19 protein-coding genes are annotated in these 15,460 nt (G+C 43.3%); 1 reads left to right on the top strand and 18 read right to left on the bottom strand.

The genetic code is table 11. The annotated features are described in order from the left end of the window. Position 1: 1 nt before the first annotated feature. From bshB1 to AM506_RS10060, 4 genes are read right to left on the bottom strand one after another with little or no spacing between them, the layout of a single operon-like run. The gene (gene bshB1 / locus AM506_RS10075) at positions 2-703 is read right to left on the bottom strand and encodes a bacillithiol biosynthesis deacetylase BshB1 (RefSeq protein ID WP_082386310.1); all 702 of its coding nucleotides are present in this window, start codon (positions 701-703) and stop codon (positions 2-4) included. Position 704: 1 nt separating this feature from the next. After that, positions 705-1,112, bottom strand: coding sequence for a methylglyoxal synthase (gene mgsA, locus AM506_RS10070; protein ID WP_060672358.1), 408 nt, complete (start codon positions 1,110-1,112; stop codon positions 705-707). 12 nt (positions 1,113-1,124) lie between these two features. Then, entirely contained in the window at positions 1,125-1,895 is a 771-nt protein-coding gene (dapB, locus tag AM506_RS10065; protein WP_060672357.1) for a 4-hydroxy-tetrahydrodipicolinate reductase, read from the bottom strand. Beyond that, entirely contained in the window at positions 1,882-2,295 is a 414-nt protein-coding gene (locus AM506_RS10060; protein WP_060672356.1) for a nucleotide pyrophosphohydrolase, read from the bottom strand. The genes dapB and AM506_RS10060 overlap by 14 nt, the downstream gene beginning before the upstream one ends. 100 nt (positions 2,296-2,395) lie before the next feature. On the opposite strand from AM506_RS10060, the gene AM506_RS10055 reads away from it, so the two are divergent. Then, the gene (locus AM506_RS10055) at positions 2,396-3,265 is read left to right on the top strand and encodes a YitT family protein (RefSeq protein WP_060672355.1); all 870 of its coding nucleotides are present in this window, start codon (positions 2,396-2,398) and stop codon (positions 3,263-3,265) included. Between the two features lie 66 nt (positions 3,266-3,331). Here AM506_RS10055 and AM506_RS10050 read toward each other — a convergent pair whose 3' ends face one another. From AM506_RS10050 to aroH, 14 genes are all read right to left on the bottom strand, one after another. Next, a complete protein-coding gene (locus AM506_RS10050; protein ID WP_034758397.1) occupies positions 3,332-4,012 on the bottom strand; it encodes a zinc metallopeptidase in 681 nt (226 codons plus the stop codon). 60 nt (positions 4,013-4,072) lie between these two features. Further along, on the bottom strand, positions 4,073-4,864 hold the full coding sequence (gene ypjB / locus AM506_RS10045; protein ID WP_152968570.1) for a sporulation protein YpjB: 792 nt from the start codon (positions 4,862-4,864) through the stop codon (positions 4,073-4,075). Between the two features lie 62 nt (positions 4,865-4,926). Further along, the gene (locus AM506_RS10040; protein WP_060672354.1) at positions 4,927-5,526 is read right to left on the bottom strand and encodes a DUF1405 domain-containing protein; all 600 of its coding nucleotides are present in this window, start codon (positions 5,524-5,526) and stop codon (positions 4,927-4,929) included. 62 nt (positions 5,527-5,588) lie between these two features. After that, positions 5,589-6,359 carry a menaquinol-cytochrome c reductase cytochrome b/c subunit gene (locus AM506_RS10035; RefSeq protein WP_060672353.1) on the bottom strand — a complete coding sequence of 257 codons (771 nt, stop codon included), beginning with the start codon at positions 6,357-6,359 and terminating at the stop codon, positions 5,589-5,591. 44 nt (positions 6,360-6,403) lie between these two features. Beyond that, complete coding sequence (qcrB, locus tag AM506_RS10030; protein ID WP_032087896.1) at positions 6,404-7,078, bottom strand: menaquinol-cytochrome c reductase cytochrome b subunit; 675 nt, start codon at positions 7,076-7,078, stop codon at positions 6,404-6,406. Positions 7,079-7,091: 13 nt separating this feature from the next. Beyond that, positions 7,092-7,601 (bottom strand): ubiquinol-cytochrome c reductase iron-sulfur subunit, encoded by a 510-nt coding sequence (locus AM506_RS10025; protein ID WP_060672352.1) that lies wholly within the window; start codon positions 7,599-7,601, stop codon positions 7,092-7,094. A 140-nt stretch (positions 7,602-7,741) separates the two neighbouring features. Next, positions 7,742-8,206, bottom strand: coding sequence for a YpiF family protein (locus AM506_RS10020; protein ID WP_060672351.1), 465 nt, complete (start codon positions 8,204-8,206; stop codon positions 7,742-7,744). A 272-nt stretch (positions 8,207-8,478) separates the two neighbouring features. Continuing rightward, a complete protein-coding gene (locus tag AM506_RS10015) occupies positions 8,479-9,018 on the bottom strand; it encodes a ReoY family proteolytic degradation factor (RefSeq protein WP_060672350.1) in 540 nt (179 codons plus the stop codon). A 132-nt stretch (positions 9,019-9,150) separates the two neighbouring features. Continuing rightward, positions 9,151-10,410, bottom strand: a complete 1,260-nt coding sequence (locus AM506_RS10010) for a tetratricopeptide repeat protein (RefSeq protein ID WP_060672349.1) — start codon at positions 10,408-10,410, stop codon at positions 9,151-9,153. Between the two features lie 35 nt (positions 10,411-10,445). Continuing rightward, positions 10,446-11,345, bottom strand: coding sequence for a hypothetical protein (locus AM506_RS10005; RefSeq protein WP_152968569.1), 900 nt, complete (start codon positions 11,343-11,345; stop codon positions 10,446-10,448). Between the two features lie 128 nt (positions 11,346-11,473). After that, entirely contained in the window at positions 11,474-12,766 is a 1,293-nt protein-coding gene (gene aroA / locus AM506_RS10000; protein ID WP_060672347.1) for a 3-phosphoshikimate 1-carboxyvinyltransferase, read from the bottom strand. Between the two features lie 12 nt (positions 12,767-12,778). Next, the gene (locus AM506_RS09995) at positions 12,779-13,882 is read right to left on the bottom strand and encodes a prephenate dehydrogenase (protein ID WP_060672446.1); all 1,104 of its coding nucleotides are present in this window, start codon (positions 13,880-13,882) and stop codon (positions 12,779-12,781) included. A gap of 63 nt (positions 13,883-13,945) precedes the next feature. Further along, entirely contained in the window at positions 13,946-15,046 is a 1,101-nt protein-coding gene (gene hisC / locus AM506_RS09990) for a histidinol-phosphate transaminase (protein WP_060672346.1), read from the bottom strand. Between the two features lie 36 nt (positions 15,047-15,082). Beyond that, positions 15,083-15,445 carry a chorismate mutase gene (aroH, locus tag AM506_RS09985; RefSeq protein ID WP_060672345.1) on the bottom strand — a complete coding sequence of 121 codons (363 nt, stop codon included), beginning with the start codon at positions 15,443-15,445 and terminating at the stop codon, positions 15,083-15,085. Positions 15,446-15,460: the final 15 nt, after the last annotated feature.

Raw genomic sequence — 15,460 nt, 5'->3', positions numbered from 1 at the left:
CTTAATCTCCTAACAAATCATTATGCAAGATAAGGGTGTTATAGGAAAAGAATCCTTCTGCATAGCGGAGTCCGGCTTCTTTCCCCATCATTCTCTCCCTTGCTTCGACGGCTTCGATGTATCCGTCTGTTAAAGGTGTCGACACCCCGCCGGATCCTTTAGAGAATTGGCTTCCGTATGCTTGAAGGCTGGCAATCTTTGCTTGCATATACGGCTCGATATCCACGACAAATTGAGGTTTATGAAACCCGTTGATCATATAGAAATAGAGGTGATCCGCTTTATGGACCGGGGTTTCGGAATGAAACTTCCGGATTCCCGCAGAGAAAAATGCCTCTTTCACCAGTCGGGAAGCATTTCCATGATCAGGATGGCGATCTTGGTCAAATGGCGCAAATATTGCTTTCGGTTTATACGTTCTAATCAAGTTGACGACTTTCTCAATGTGTTCGTCCGTTATGTATATTCCCCGATCAGGTATATCGAGGGTCACTCTCTTATATGCCCCTAATATATCTGCTGCCATCAGCGCTTCCTCTTTTCGCAAGGAAACCGTCCCATTGGAAGACAGCTCTGCCTCTGTCATATCGCAGATGACAATATTCTTTCCCGCAGCAGCATATTTCGCCAGGGTCCCTCCCATACCGATCTCCACATCGTCTGCATGTGCCCCGAACGCAAGTATGTCTATTTGTTGATCCACATTATTCCTCCTTCTCTTTCACTACACTCCGCCACGCGATGTCCCCTCTGTCAAGACCCCTTACCAGTACTTCAGCAGTACCCATATTGGTCGCGAGCGGTACGGCGTACACATCACAAAGCCTGATCAAAGCGGATACATCCGGTTCATGGGGCTGTGCGGTCAGGGGATCCCGGAAGAAGAGGATAAGGTCCATTTTATTATTAGCGATGTAGGAACCGATTTCCTGATCCCCTCCCAAAGGACCCGACCGGAATCGATGGACGGATAAACCCGTTTCTTCCCCGATTCTTTTTCCCGTTGTACCCGTGGCAAAGAGGGAGTGTTTCTCTATGATTGATTTGTATGCAAGCACAAAACGAATAAGATCATCTTTTTTCTTATCATGAGCAATCAGCGCAATATTCATAACACTCACCCTTTAGTCTAATATATTTTCAAGTCCATACACTAATGTGTCCAGTTTCATGACAGTGTCTACAGACACCTTCACTCCCGACATGAAGCTTCCTCTGTTAAAGGAATCATGACGTATCGTCAATGTTTGTCCTTCCGCTCCTAACATCACCTGCTGATGGGCGATTAGGCCAGGAAGTCGGACGCTGTGAATATGCATCCCATCTACATTCGCTCCCCTGGCACCGCTATGTGTTTCCTTTTCATCAGGATGTCCCTGCTCCTTCGATTGTCTTACTTCCCGAATCATTTCCGCTGTTTTCACAGCCGTACCCGATGGCGCATCCAATTTTCGATCATGATGCAGTTCAATGATTTCCACATCATCGAAATATTTTGCTGCCATCTGAGAGAATTTCATCATAAGCACAGCCCCAATCGCGAAATTGGGAGCAATGATGCATCCAAGCGACTTGGATTCTGCCAGTTCCCTCAATTCTTCCAGTTCATCTGCAGAAAAACCCGTTGTCCCAACAACCGGTCTGACTCCATATTCCAGGGCCGTTTTAGTATGATGATACCCGACTTCAGGTGTCGTCAAGTCAATCAACACATGTGGCGCCTCATGTTGAAAGCATGCTTCTATATCTGTATACACCGGCACATCCAGATCCGCTTCCTTCTTGTGATCGATTACGCTAATAAGGTTAAAATGTTCGGTGTCATTCACCAATTGAACAGCTTCCTTCCCCATTCTTCCTCTTGGTCCTGCAATCGTGATGTTAATTTGCTCCATCTTCATCCCCACTTTCAATTCTGGTCCATCGATCTTTATCTCTTGTATTAAACTTATGCATTACCGTATTATGGGCTTCTTCAAGACTGATATCCAGGGAGTTGGCCAAACAGATGACCACAAACAACAGATCTCCCAGTTCTTCCTCGATGGTGTTTTCTTTTTCTGTATGTTTCTTAGGTTTTTCACCATGGTAATGATTCACTTCTCTCGCTAATTCACCAAGCTCCTCGGTAAGACGCGCCACCATCGCCAATGGACTGAAATAACCCTCTTTGAATTGACTTATGTATTGGTCCACTTCATTTTGTAATTGATTCATCGTTTTATTTTTATCCATAAGAAGCCTCACTCCTTCATTATCTCCTATCATGTTAGCTAAATCCTTCCCGTTTGACAAATATTACGTTTGATTTCGAAAGTCTCCGTTGCCAGTTTGTTTTTCTTCTTATATAATGTCTCTGTCTACGAGATAATACTATAAAAGGAGGGAAACACAAATGTTGGGATTACGTATTAAAAATATATTGTTCATCTTATTAGGTTCGGCTATATTTGCTTTTGGACTCGTACATTTTAATATCCAAAATAAACTGGCTGAAGGTGGATTCACGGGAATAACGCTCATCCTTTATTTCTTATTCGATATCGATCCGTCGTACTCCAACCTTGCCTTAAATATACCCCTATTCTTCCTGGGATGGAAGCTCCTCGGAAAGAAAGCTTTCTATTATACGGTGATTGGGACTGTAGCTCTATCCGTATTTCTATGGATTTTCCAACGGTATCAAATGACCATCAACCTGGAAGGGGATCTTTTTCTCGCGGCCTTATTTGCGGGTGTCTTCATTGGAATTGGACTGGGGATCATTTTCAGATACGGAGGAACGACAGGCGGGGTGGATATCATCGCCCGACTTGCTCATAAATACATAGGATGGAGCATGGGAAAGACGATGTTCATGTTTGATGCCGTCGTCATCGGCGTCTCACTCATTACGTATTTGGAATACAGGGAAGCGATGTACACGCTGGTTGCTGTATTTGTGGCTGCAAGGGTCATTGATTTCATGCAGGAAGGGGCTTACGCTGCCAGAGGGGCCATGATCATTTCAGAACACAATGAAGAAATCGCCACTGTCATAAATGAAAAGATGGACCGGGGAGTGACCGTATTACGCGGCCACGGTTCGTTTACGAAACAAGAGCGGGAAGTCCTTTACTGCGTAGTCGGGAAAAATGAAATCGTCAGACTGAAAAACATCATCACAAGCGTTGATCCTCACGCCTTCGTATCCGTCACTGTGGTCCATGACGTTCTCGGCGAAGGTTTCACGCTCGATGCAGATAAAAATCCTATACTGGACTAGAGAGAATCAAACCAAAAGAAGCCGGACTAAAGGGATCCCTTTAGTCCGGCTTCTTTTATTGTATTCTTAATCGTCACCATTCATGCCGGTGAAAATAAGTACCAGTCTTAACAGTTCAATGATTGCGACTGCTGCCGCGGCTACATAAGTCATTGCTGCTGCGTTCAGCACTTTCCTGGCATGACGCTCTTCTTCATTGCGGATCAATCCAAGGGAAACGATTTGATTCATGGCCCTCGATGAAGCATTGAACTCAACAGGAAGCGTGATCAATTGGAACACAACCCCTGCAGCCATCAATATGATCCCGAGCAGGAACATACCGGATAATTGAGTGAAAATACCGATCATCAAGAAGATCCAGGACATATTAGAACCGATATTCGCTACCGGTACGAGGGCATGGCGGAATCTTAGAAACGCATAGCTTTCAGCGTCCTGTATGGCGTGCCCCACTTCATGCGCAGCCACTGCCGCCCCGGCTACCGAGTGCCCGTGGTAGTTATCAGGTGATAGGGCAACCGTTTTGGTCATAGGATTATAGTGATCACTCAGAAACCCTCTGCCTTCCACGACTTTTACATTATGCAAGCCATTTTCATCAAGAATCCTTCTGGCCATTTCCCTGCCGGTCATACCCGAAGTGGTGGCCACTCTTGAATATTTCTTAAACGTACTCTTTACACGCATTTGTGCTCCTATCGGAATAAGAGCAATGAGTAAAAAGTAAATCAAAAATCCTGCCATTATCGCAAAAACCTCCAGATGTATAGATTAACTAAATTTTATAGCGCCATCATCGTACTGTCAATTTTTTTGACGTTCGGACTTTTTTACTTCACCCTGTCCCTTATATTTTCTCCAACCTACATAAGATAATGTAGAAACAATGATACTGCCAGTCGATATGATGACCCACCAAAGGGAAGGATCCGCTTCATCCTCTGTCATGTTCTCGAATAGTTTTTGAAGATCCGTTTCCAAAGCCGTCAGCTCGCTCATCGTTTGCTCCCCTTCCAGCACATCCTGACGATAATGATCCAAGTAAGTGATCCTCGCATCCAGTGATTGAGCCCGCTCAACTGGAATATCCAATTTAATACTCGGTTGAATGATATTATATTTTGATAAAAATACATTCAATGTCGTTTGGTATTCATCAACGTTTCCATTTTCCGCCGCAACCTTTACACCATTAAAGGCTTCCATGATCGGGTCTTCCATTTCGACCCATAAAGGCTGATGCTGACTGTTTAATGCATCCATCACCAGGCGGAACTTCGTAACGGCATTCACCTTTTGCTCAAGAGCAAGGGAGGATTGGTTGATACTTTCCAATGCAAGATTATGTGAAATGGTAAGAATTCTAAGCTCATCCATCGAGAAGGACTGTTGGGCACTCAAAGAGGCAAATTCTTCGGAGAAATAAACCAACAGATGCTTGGCTTCTTCATACCGGCCAGCCTTTGTCATCTGTAAAGCCTGATCTGATATATCATCGAGCTCGTTGATTGGAGACGGAGATTCTACTGCGATTAATGGGTGAGGTACTAAAATGAGAAATAAGAAAAGCGTGATAAAAAATTGGATTAATTTCATACTTGTCCCCCCTAAAACTACTAATAGAGTTTATGAAGGGGTGGACAAGAGTAGACCATAAATCAGTCAAACTTATAGTCAAGTGAGAGACGATTTGTTTTCTGGGTGAAATAATACGCAATGGCGATGGAGATGATACTTAACCAGAAAGTGAAATATCCAATATTCTGGATATACATATAGAGTCTTGAATAAACAGGAAACTGCATATAAACATAATCGATGATATCATTATGGACGGTCCAGACTGCCCCTGCGGCAATATGCCACAACTTCACCCGATAAAACGAGGAATATAGGATACCCTGCACGGCCATTGCCGCGTGTGAAGCCATCAGCATATACCCTTCCCAAGGCAAATCTCCCGATACCATGAGGGTCAACAAGTTCATGATCACTGCCCAAACACCGTATTTAAACAGGGTGATGATCGCCAGCACTTCGAAAATCGGCCAATTACGTTTAAGTATAAATGCGATTAATACGAAACAAAAAAACAAACTGGCTGTCGGGCTATCAGGGACAAACAATAAAAACTGGGGAGGAGTATTTCGGAGTTGTGGAATATACCATATGTATCCATAGATGGTACCGAATACATTCACTAAAAGCAGCAACCATAAAAACATTTTATTTCTTAAAATCGTCATGAGCCAGAGCATGTATTGCACCTCACTTTAAAGTAGAAAAAAAGGGCCAACAGCAGCCGGCCCTTTCTCAAACATTATTCTTCTAAACCAGAGATGAATTCAGAGAGTTTCTTCAACTCTTCATCTGTCCCTTTAAATAAACCTGCAGGCATGCCCGGTGGTTTACCGTTTTTAGCAATTTTCGCAATTTCTTCAGGTGCAAGACCCGTTCCGATTAAGGAAGGACCCGCCCCACCTTGCAAATTCTCACCATGACAGTTGATACAACCATTCTTCTGATCAGAAAATATCTTATATCCTTCAGATTCTTTATCGATATCTACTTCAGCACGGATCTTTCCTTGTTCCTCTGCCGCTTCCCAGTCATGAGTCGCAACGGATTCCCAAGTCAGGAAGTACGTAGCTGCCAACGCCAATAACATGAATCCGACTGCAAATGGACGTTTTGTTGGACGGCGTTCAGGTCCTTTATCGATGAATGGTGCAAGTAAAAGTGCCCCAAACGCGATTCCAGGAACGACGAACGCTCCGATAACATTATAAGGTCCAGATGCATATGTGTACTTAAGTAATTGGTATAAGAATAAGAAATACCAGTCAGGTAATGGAATATATCCAGTATCCGTTGGATCGGCTATACGTTCTAACGGTGATGGATGAGCAACCGTTAAACAAAGATAACCGATAAGGAAAACAGCTCCTACCAGCCACTCCTTCAATAAGAAGTTCGGCCAGAAAGCTTCTGTTTTACCAGGGAACTCCGAATAGTCTTTCGGTATATTCGGCTTTCTGTCTGCAGGAACCCGGGAGTCCCCTACAAACTTCATCCCTTTTCCTCGATGCATAGTGTCCCCCTCCTTTTATTAGGTTTATCATTTACAATTGTTTCTTATAGTGGTCCGGAAATACCTTGCTTACGGATCATCAGGAAGTGAGCTCCCATCAAACCAAGTAGAGCAGCAGGCAGGAAGAATACGTGAATAGCGAAGAATCGAGTCAGAGTCTGTGCTCCGACGATGTGAGCATCACCCGCTAATAACATTTTCACCTGGTCTCCGATAAATGGAGTCGCTCCTGCAATTTCAAGACCTACTTTCGTCGCGAATAGCGCTTTCATATCCCACGGCAGTAAATAACCGGTGAAGCCAAGCCCTAACATAACGAAGAAAATAAGAACCCCAACAACCCAGTTCAATTCACGAGGTTTTTTGTATGCACCTTGGAAGAAGACGCGCAGTGTATGTAAGAACATCATTACGATTACCAAACTGGCTCCCCAGTGATGCATTCCGCGGACAATTTGTCCAAATGCAACTTCATTTTGCAGATAATACACAGATTCCCAAGCGTTTTTAATATCTGGAACATAGTACATCGTTAAGAACATTCCGGATAAAATTTGAATGACGGTTACGAAGAATGTCAATCCTCCGAAGCAGTAAACAAACGCAGAAAAGTGATGCGCAGGGTTTACATGTTCAGGTACTTCGTGATCCGCGATATCGCGCCACAAAGGCGTAATGTCTAAACGCTCGTCAACCCAATCATAGATCTTGTTCAGCACAGATTACGCCCCCTTACTTAACAAATTTATTTGGTTCTGGTTTTCCAAGATATAAAATCCCGTCTTTCTCTTTTGTTGGATATGAATCCAACGGTGCTGTCGGTGGTGTACCAGGTACATTTTTACCGTTTTTGTGGTACATTCCGCCATGACATGGGCAATAGAACATTTCTTTATGATCCGGATTCCCATTCCAGTTAACTGTACAACCCAGGTGTTTACAAACCGGTGAAAGAGCAACGACCTTGCCTTCTTTGTTTTTATAAACCCAAGCGGTTTGTGTCACTTCTGATGTGTACCACGCATCTTTTTGCTCATATGAGAAATCGACACGTACTGGTTCATTCGTTAATTCTGAAACCTTTTGCTTAGTCGCTCTAAAATCTCCCGCAGCTTCCGTTTTCAATACTGGATCCACTGCAAAGCGAACCATCGGCATTAACATTCCCGCCGCCATGAAACCGCCTACACCCGTAAGTGTATAGTTAAGGAATTGACGTCTAGATACACGATGTTTGCTCATCCTTTTCCCCCCTCTATCGTAAGGTAAGTCCGTCGGACATATTTCGCACAAATATAAAACTAGGACATAACTATGATATATTAAACTCTATACAAGGTCAATAACTCTCTAATCTAAAAGATGGAAACAATGTGAAGTTTTTATGAATTTTTTTGCCATTTTTGTACAATCACATTTAACAGTTGCTTTACCTGATCTTCCATGATCGAATGCTTATATTGTTCGTCCAGGTTTTCAAGTGGGATAGATGGGACCCAGATCAAGCCTTCCCCGAGTTTATCCTCGACCTTTTTCCACCCGCTGTCTGAAGTCAGAAAGAAGACATGCTTCACACCACTCCCGGTTAATTCCTCGGCCCATTGGGATAATTCGGATACCTCGCTATCCATCGATGATGACATTCTATATGTAAATGAAGGGATCATCATCATTCTTCCTTTGAATTGCCTTTCCAGATGCAGGGTGAGTAGATTGATAAACTCTGATTGTGCTGCTGAGACTCTTTTATCCTCCCCGAAATCAACAGGGACAACAGGGATGACAGCCGTATCAACATATGCTTTTTCGGCTTCAAATACTTCAATATCTTTTACGTTCCAATTCATGTATAACCCTCACTTTTTTTCTTTCATTTTCCACTTCCCATCTTATCACTTTATATCACCTCATATAAAGCGATTTCACTTTTTTTATACAAGCGCTTTACAACTAAACGTGCTTCCCGGTGAAATAGACCCCGGGATAAGTAAACTAATGGATAATTCTCAACTCAGGACACGAAAAGAGCCTCGTTCATAGTATGCACCATTCTGAATCTTACTATCTAAAAAGACAATAAAAAATCGAATGAAGAGAGGATTTCTCTTCATTCGACTTATCAGGTCAGGCTATTCAATTCTTTGGTCAATTTATTGAAAGCCTTTTTGTCACCGGTATCCAATGCTTGATCGATGGCCTTTAACAAGCGGTCCTTCCTGAACGTCTGCAGGCTGTCCTCCAGAAACTGTTCAGCTACCATTCTGTCTTTTTCATTGATAAGTAAGTATTTCGGCATAAACGGATTTTCTTCCAGTACGGCTGCAAACTGATAACTGGAATTGGCCTTACTGAAGTTAAGCTGAATGTAAATATCTTCATCCTTATTCAATCGGATATCATGAAATGACTTTTCGGCGTCCGTTGTCATGATATTCTCTTTGTAGAATCGGAATGGAACATCTTCGACACAATGGGTGGACATCACCAGGCCTCTCGGACAGTACTGGGATTCTTCGACAAAGTGAACCTTTTTCATGAGTTGGTCATGACTCATCAGATAATTCAAGATCCACACACATTCTCTTCGTTTTAATTGATACCGGTTCAAAAACCAGCGGATAAATTCTTTCTTCTCGTTGACAGAAACAGGGGTGGTCATGGTTTTCCCTCCTCTGCAGAATCCTTTTTAAAAGGTCCGTTTTTCTTTCATCATAAAGTTTAAGTCACATTAATAAGCTCTTAGCCATATACATTTACCAACGTCCAAGTCCCTTGAACCCATCGTCACTGATCAGTCTTGCAATCTTTCAATCAGGTACTGCCATTCGTCATTTGAAGGATCCATTTCAATCAGGTGTTTATATACTTCTACTGCTTCACCCCTGAGTCCTTCTTCTACTAGAAATTGTCCGAACTCTAGTAAAAACTCCTGATGATTCTTAAAGTAAGTATATGCAATACGGTATTGTTTTAATGCATGATTATATTGTTCAAGCCCTTCATAAGCCTTTGCCAGATCCCAGTTGATCTGAGGCTCTTCTTCTCCTTCAACCGTAAGCATCTGCGCTATTTCCAGCACATCTTCGTACCGCTCCTGTGTAAAGAACAATTTATTGATGATAAGCGCAGCCTCCACATAACCGGGGTCGAGCGCCAAGGCTTCCCGAAGAAACGATTCCGCTTCTTTTTCAAGGCCCATCTTCAATGAAATTTTCCCTCCGAAAACGTTCAGTTCTTTATTGTATTCATCCTGCTTCACCCCAGCCTGAACGGCTTCCAGGCTCTCTTGAAGCTTTTCTTCACGCTCATACGACTTCGCCAATAGTAAATAGACAGAATGATATTCAGGATCCAGTTCCTTGACGGATTCGAATTTTTCAATCGCCTTTTCGTAATAACCTGCCTGATAGGCTGTAAAGGCATAGCCGAACAATGTATTGATTTCCAGATGTTCTTGAAGTGCTTTTTCATAATGAGTCAAAGCTTCTTCAAATGCTCCCCCTACACTATAGGCCTCTGCCAATCTCTGGTGTACATTGGTTCCGCCAAGCTCCGTCGTCCCCTTTTCTATTAGGGTCTGGTAATGCCTGATCGCTTCCAGGAATCTGCCCGTTTCAGAATACAATTCCCCCAGTCCGAAATCGATGACGGGTTCATGAGGCAATAACTTCTTAGCTTGAAGAAGCTTTTGTTCGCTTACTTCAAACAAACCCTGCATTTGATAAAGGTCTGCTAACAGAAGAAGTGACCTTGGATAGGTAGGGTCTCCCTCATCCAATTCTGCAAGCGTCTCGATGGCTTCTTCTTCTTTGTCCATCTCCACCAGAATTTCTGCCAGTTCAATGAGAAGCTCACCTTCACCTGGATAATATTGAAGAAGATTTCCGTACAGCTCTTTTGCTTCCTCCAGAAATCCCAAATGATGTAATTCTTCGGCAAGACTGAATTTTTCTTCATGACTTCCGAATTTCAGAACCTGATTATACTGTTTCTTTGCTTCTTCTAAATTACCTTCTTCTAAAGAAGTTAACATTTGTTCTTTGTATGACATGGTCAATCCCTTTCTATAAAAAAGCTTGTATTCAATTAAGTAAAATATCCCGGGGTTTGTATGATCAGTTCTTCACCCGCTCCAGGATAAAAATGACCTCTATTATTCACATAATGATATTTCCCTTTGTTCATAGTACATTTTAGCACATGATGATCATATTGAAATGATAATGGCTCAGTACCCGGCTCATCCTCAGGCTTCATATAGAGGTTATAACATATTTCTCCACCAACCAAAAAATTTCCTCTAAGGGGATATATTCCAATTTTCTTCAATATGTTTAAGTTCAGTGGTTGTTTTTCGGGGATTTCAACGGGAATATGGGGAATACCCTCGCTTTTCATCGAATTCTGCCATATTTTAAGATTCTTCATTTTGGTTTTATTGTCTATGTTTGTCGTAAAAAAAGGGACAAAAGTAATAGGGTAATCATACAATAATCCTTTTATCCATCCCCATGGAATGTCTTTGAATCCACCTGCTTCATCCAGATCGATCCAGATGACAGGAACTTTATGCCGCTTACATGCCCGGATGATGTTCGGGGTAACCAGATTCGCAGGTGTTTTTAAGCCAATTGTATAATCAAGTGGACTGTTGAGCAACGATGTTCTCCGTTTATTTAATTGTGGAAGGAATTCATACTCATACTGTATGGAAAAAGCCGTTAAAACCGTGGTGCACCCTCTTTTAATAAAGTTGTCAAGGTAATAGTTCTTTACGGTGATGAAATCACTCCCTTGGGGTACCATTAAGTCACACATGACATGTCCGGGGGTCATCAGAAAATGTGAAACATCCATTTTCGTGTACTTGTAGTACTGAAAGCTGTCCCTGATGGCTGAAATTTTTCCGTCTTTTACCAATAGAGAACTGTGAGTAAGCTTGGTGCCCTTTACCCAATTGGCGTTATCAATAATATAAGTGCTCAATCCTTCATCACCTTCCTTTATAGACAAGCTATGAAGGGAAGGGAGAATTCATGCCACCCGCTCATTAAAAAGAGAGGCGGATCCAGCCTTCAAGCAGACCAACCACCTCTCACATAATTTATTCAGTTTTATTTCGTCAACAGTTTATTGATATGTTCAAAGAAAGTCGGATACGAGATCTTTACGGCCTCTGCATCTTCTAAATATACATCTGAGTCAGTCAGAAGGGACGCGACTGCCAATGTCATACCAATCCGGTGATCGCCCCAGGAATGGACTTCTCCACCGTGTAATGGGGTTTTCCCCTCGATGATCATCCCGTCGGCCGTACCCTGAATCTTCGCCCCCAGTTTTCCAAGCTCCTTCACAACGGCATCGATTCGATTGGTTTCCTTCACTTTTAATTCTTCGGCATCCTTGATCACCGTTTTCCCCTCAGCTTGTGACGCTAAAAGAGCAATGATCGGAATTTCGTCAATCAATGATGGGATCAGGTCCCCTCCTATTTCAATCCCTGTAAGATTGGATGTTTCCACGAGAATATCCCCAATCGGTTCCCCTTCATTCGAATGTTCCACGACTTCAATCGACGCACCCATTTTCTTCATCACTTCCACAATGCCCGTCCGCGTTTCATTCAGCCCTACATTCTTCAACCGTACTCTGCTTTCCGGAACGATGGCTGCCGCCACCATGAAAAAGGCCGCCGAGGAAATATCTCCGGGAACATAGACTTCCGTCCCTTTCAATACTTGCCCTCCCTCTACCTTAATCGTATCTCCATGCTTTTCAATTTTTCCGCCAAACTCGACAATCATCTTTTCTGTATGATTCCTCGTTTGCTCTCTTTCAACTATTTCAGTCATCCCTTCAGCCTGAAGTCCTGCCAATATGAGGGCTGATTTCACCTGTGCACTTGCCACAGGCAAAGAATAGTGGATTCCTTTCAGATTGCCGCCCCTAATGGATATTGGCGTGAAGTTGCCTCCGGAACGACCATCTATCACTGTCCCGAATTGCTTTAAGGGCTCTGTCACCCTACTCATAGGCCTTCTTGCAATCGAGGAATCACCTATCAGAACCGAATGAAATGGTCTTCCTGCCAGAATTCCCATGATGAGACGGGTCGTGGTCCCTGAATTCCCAACGTCAAGGATTTCCACAGGTTCTTTCAAGTGATCCCAGCCATTACCGTGGACGATTACTTCACCTTCAGAGACCTCAATCTCAACGCCTAATTTACGAAAGCAGGAAATCGTGCTTAAACAATCCTCCCCCATAAGAAAATTATGTATAACCGTTTTGCCTTCAGCAACCGACCCAAACATAATGGAGCGGTGGGAGATTGATTTGTCCCCGGGTACATGAAGCTCTCCATTCAGACCACTGTTTGGATTCGTCAGTCTTTTCTTCGCTTCCATCCTTATCACCCTTTATCCTAAGAATAGTTCATAATTTGTTTGTTCTCTTAAGCAGTTCAAAGCTCTTTCTCTATCTTCCAACGTTTGAAAGCTGATCGCTAATACTCCGTATATATCTTCTCTTGTTTCCATTATCCTGATATTCGTCAAACTGATCTTCTCCTGTGCAAGATACCCTGTCACTTCGGAGATCACCCCTGGATAATCCGGGACATCCACAAATAAATCATAGAATGAAGGAATGGCCCCTTTTTCTAAGATCGGCAGCTCATCCCTGAATGTCTTCGCATCGTTGAAATAATCGTATATTTTCTGTGAATCATTCATTTCGATGAGCGATACGACCTCATCCATCTCCACTTTCCACTCCCTTAACAAGGAAAGCAGGACCCCTCTGTTCTGAATGGTGATGTCTTTCCACATCGTTGGGTTGGATGAGGCTATACGGGTTATATCACGAAAGCCTCCTGCAGCAAGCCTTCTCAAATAGGGGTGTTCAGTCGATGAGCCCTTCGCCTGATGAACCAGTGATGCCGCAACAATATGGGGAAAGTGGCTGATCATGCCCGTTAACTCATCATGTTCCCTTGGTTCTATTATTAAGAATTTTGCATGAGTTCCTTTCAGCCAGTCTTGAAGCCTGCCTACGTTTTCCTCTGCCACACCGGATCCAGGCGTAAGCATATAGAAGGCATTTTCAAATAGGATTTCTTTCGCAGCTGCCACACCGCTCTTATGAGATCCTGCCATCGGGTGGCCCCCGATAAATTGAATCCCATTTTTGGTCAGCTTCTCCGAACATCTCATAATCTGTTCCTTTGTACTGCCTGTATCGGTGATCAAGACATTTTCTTTCAAGGAAAGGGATTCAAATTGTGCGAGTATCTTTTCTGTTTGAAAAACAGGTGTAGAGATAACAATAAGATCCGCTCGTTCGGCGGCAGTCTGTAAAGAAAGGGACATCTCGTCGATTACCCCCAGTGATCTTGCCAGCCTTAATTCTTTATGATTCACATCATGCCCAATGATTGTGGTATGTGGGTGTTCTTTTTTTATGCAGAGGGAAAGGGACCCACCGATCAGCCCCATCCCAATGATCAACACTGTTCCATTCATCGTTTCCCCTCCATCATCCGATTTAAAAAAGCCGGAAAGGACCAACGCCCCTCCGACCGCTCATCATGCTTGTTTCTGAAGCAGCAGAAATTCCGTCATTCTTTCGATGACCTCTTTATTTTGATCATGGGATCCGACTGTTATCCTGACAGAATGAGGGTATCCAAGTGCTTCTCCGGACCGGACGATATAGCCCTTGCTCATCAAGTATTGAAATACTTCGTCCCCGCTTACGCCGAAATCGATCAATACGAAGTTCGCTTGAGACGGGACATAGGCGAGGCCTTGTTCCTCACAGAAGCGGTAGTACTGCTCTAGTCCTTTTCGGTTCTCCCTCCTGCATTCCTCGATGAAGGTCTGATCTTCGATTGCCGCTGAAGCCGCTCCTTGAGCCAGTGTATTATTATTGAAAGGTTCACGGATCGGCTCCAGTTTCCCGATCACGTCTTTATTCCCGATCCCGAATCCCACCCTGAACCCGGCAAGGCCATACGCTTTTGAAAAGGTGCGTGTAATCAGTAATTGAGGATATGACTTCAACAATTCCAAAGAATCATAATAATCCTCTGCCACTACATATTCATAATAAGCTTCGTCCAATACGACAAGGACATGGGAAGGGACAGCATCCAAGAAGGAAATGAGTTCCCTGTTACGGATATATTCCCCTGTTGGGTTATTGGGCGAACATAACCAGACGACCGAAGTGGTGTCATCGATTTCTTCCAGCATTTTGTCCAGTTGATGCCTTCCTTCCGCATCCAGGGGTACTTCACGGACCTCTGCTCCTTCAACGATGGCATTATGCTTATATTGAGGGAAGGTAGGGGTTGCCATTACCGTACTTTTACCACCATCCAATAACGCCCTTGAGATGATCTCGATCACTTCATCCGAGCCATTCCCAAACAACAACTGTCCAGGTTCTACAGATAAATGTCCTGCCACCTTAAAACGCAGCTCCTTCGCATAACCGTCAGGATAGATCGCGTGGGAAAGGGCACTGGTTTTCAGATATGTTTCAACATTTCTGGAGCATCCAAAGGGATTTTCATTCGATGCAAGCTTCACTACCTTCTCAAGATTGAATAACTCTTTTACATCATCCATCGTTTTTCCAGGCTGGTATGCTTTAAGATTTTGTATCTGGGATTTCCACTTCATGTTTAACTTCCTTTCAGTCGTTTTCATAAAAGCCGCTTATTTCTTCAAGTCAGGGCGAAGGCTGACTGCATTTTTCATATAAATATGTTGGATGTCACTCTGGGGTGTTGATGTATTGTAGTGGATCATCACTCTGATGCACAGGGGCAGTCCATTAGGCACTTCCAGCTCCTGCATGCACATAACGGGGACATATTTCCACTCTTCTAATGATCTTAATGCTCTGGCTGGAAATACGCTCGTAATGTCTTTTGTGGCAGAAATAAAAACGGAAGCCACATTTTCTGCCGTAATATTATTATGTAAAATCATTTCCTTTAAGAGACTTTCAGTTGAAAGGAGAACGTCCTTTTCATTATCTCGATCTGCTGTAGTGGCACCTCGAATTCCCCTGATCATTCTTCCACTCTCCCT

Source organism: Rossellomorea vietnamensis, from assembly GCF_001305855.1.
Classification (GTDB): Bacteria; Bacillota; Bacilli; order Bacillales; family Bacillaceae_B; genus Rossellomorea; species Rossellomorea vietnamensis_A.
The sequence above is the reverse complement of the archived record's forward strand: the minus strand, read 5'-3'. Positions and strand labels throughout refer to the sequence as shown.

Coding starts and splice junctions, on each gene's coding strand:
- AM506_RS09995 (WP_060672446.1), bottom strand. CDS start 13,882: ATGAATGGAACAGTGTTGATCATTGGGATGGGGCTGATCGGTGGGTCC.
- aroH (WP_060672345.1), bottom strand. CDS start 15,445: ATGATCAGGGGAATTCGAGGTGCCACTACAGCAGATCGAGATAATGAA.
- AM506_RS10035 (WP_060672353.1), bottom strand. CDS start 6,359: ATGCATCGAGGAAAAGGGATGAAGTTTGTAGGGGACTCCCGGGTTCCT.
- AM506_RS10055 (WP_060672355.1), top strand. CDS start 2,396: ATGTTGGGATTACGTATTAAAAATATATTGTTCATCTTATTAGGTTCG.
- AM506_RS10050 (WP_034758397.1), bottom strand. CDS start 4,012: ATGGCAGGATTTTTGATTTACTTTTTACTCATTGCTCTTATTCCGATA.
- hisC (WP_060672346.1), bottom strand. CDS start 15,046: ATGAAGTGGAAATCCCAGATACAAAATCTTAAAGCATACCAGCCTGGA.
- AM506_RS10020 (WP_060672351.1), bottom strand. CDS start 8,206: ATGAATTGGAACGTAAAAGATATTGAAGTATTTGAAGCCGAAAAAGCA.
- AM506_RS10015 (WP_060672350.1), bottom strand. CDS start 9,018: ATGACCACCCCTGTTTCTGTCAACGAGAAGAAAGAATTTATCCGCTGG.
- aroA (WP_060672347.1), bottom strand. CDS start 12,766: ATGGAAGCGAAGAAAAGACTGACGAATCCAAACAGTGGTCTGAATGGA.
- dapB (WP_060672357.1), bottom strand. CDS start 1,895: ATGGAGCAAATTAACATCACGATTGCAGGACCAAGAGGAAGAATGGGG.
- AM506_RS10040 (WP_060672354.1), bottom strand. CDS start 5,526: ATGCTCTGGCTCATGACGATTTTAAGAAATAAAATGTTTTTATGGTTG.
- AM506_RS10010 (WP_060672349.1), bottom strand. CDS start 10,410: ATGTCATACAAAGAACAAATGTTAACTTCTTTAGAAGAAGGTAATTTA.
- AM506_RS10025 (WP_060672352.1), bottom strand. CDS start 7,601: ATGAGCAAACATCGTGTATCTAGACGTCAATTCCTTAACTATACACTT.
- ypjB (WP_152968570.1), bottom strand. CDS start 4,864: ATGAAATTAATCCAATTTTTTATCACGCTTTTCTTATTTCTCATTTTA.
- mgsA (WP_060672358.1), bottom strand. CDS start 1,112: ATGAATATTGCGCTGATTGCTCATGATAAGAAAAAAGATGATCTTATT.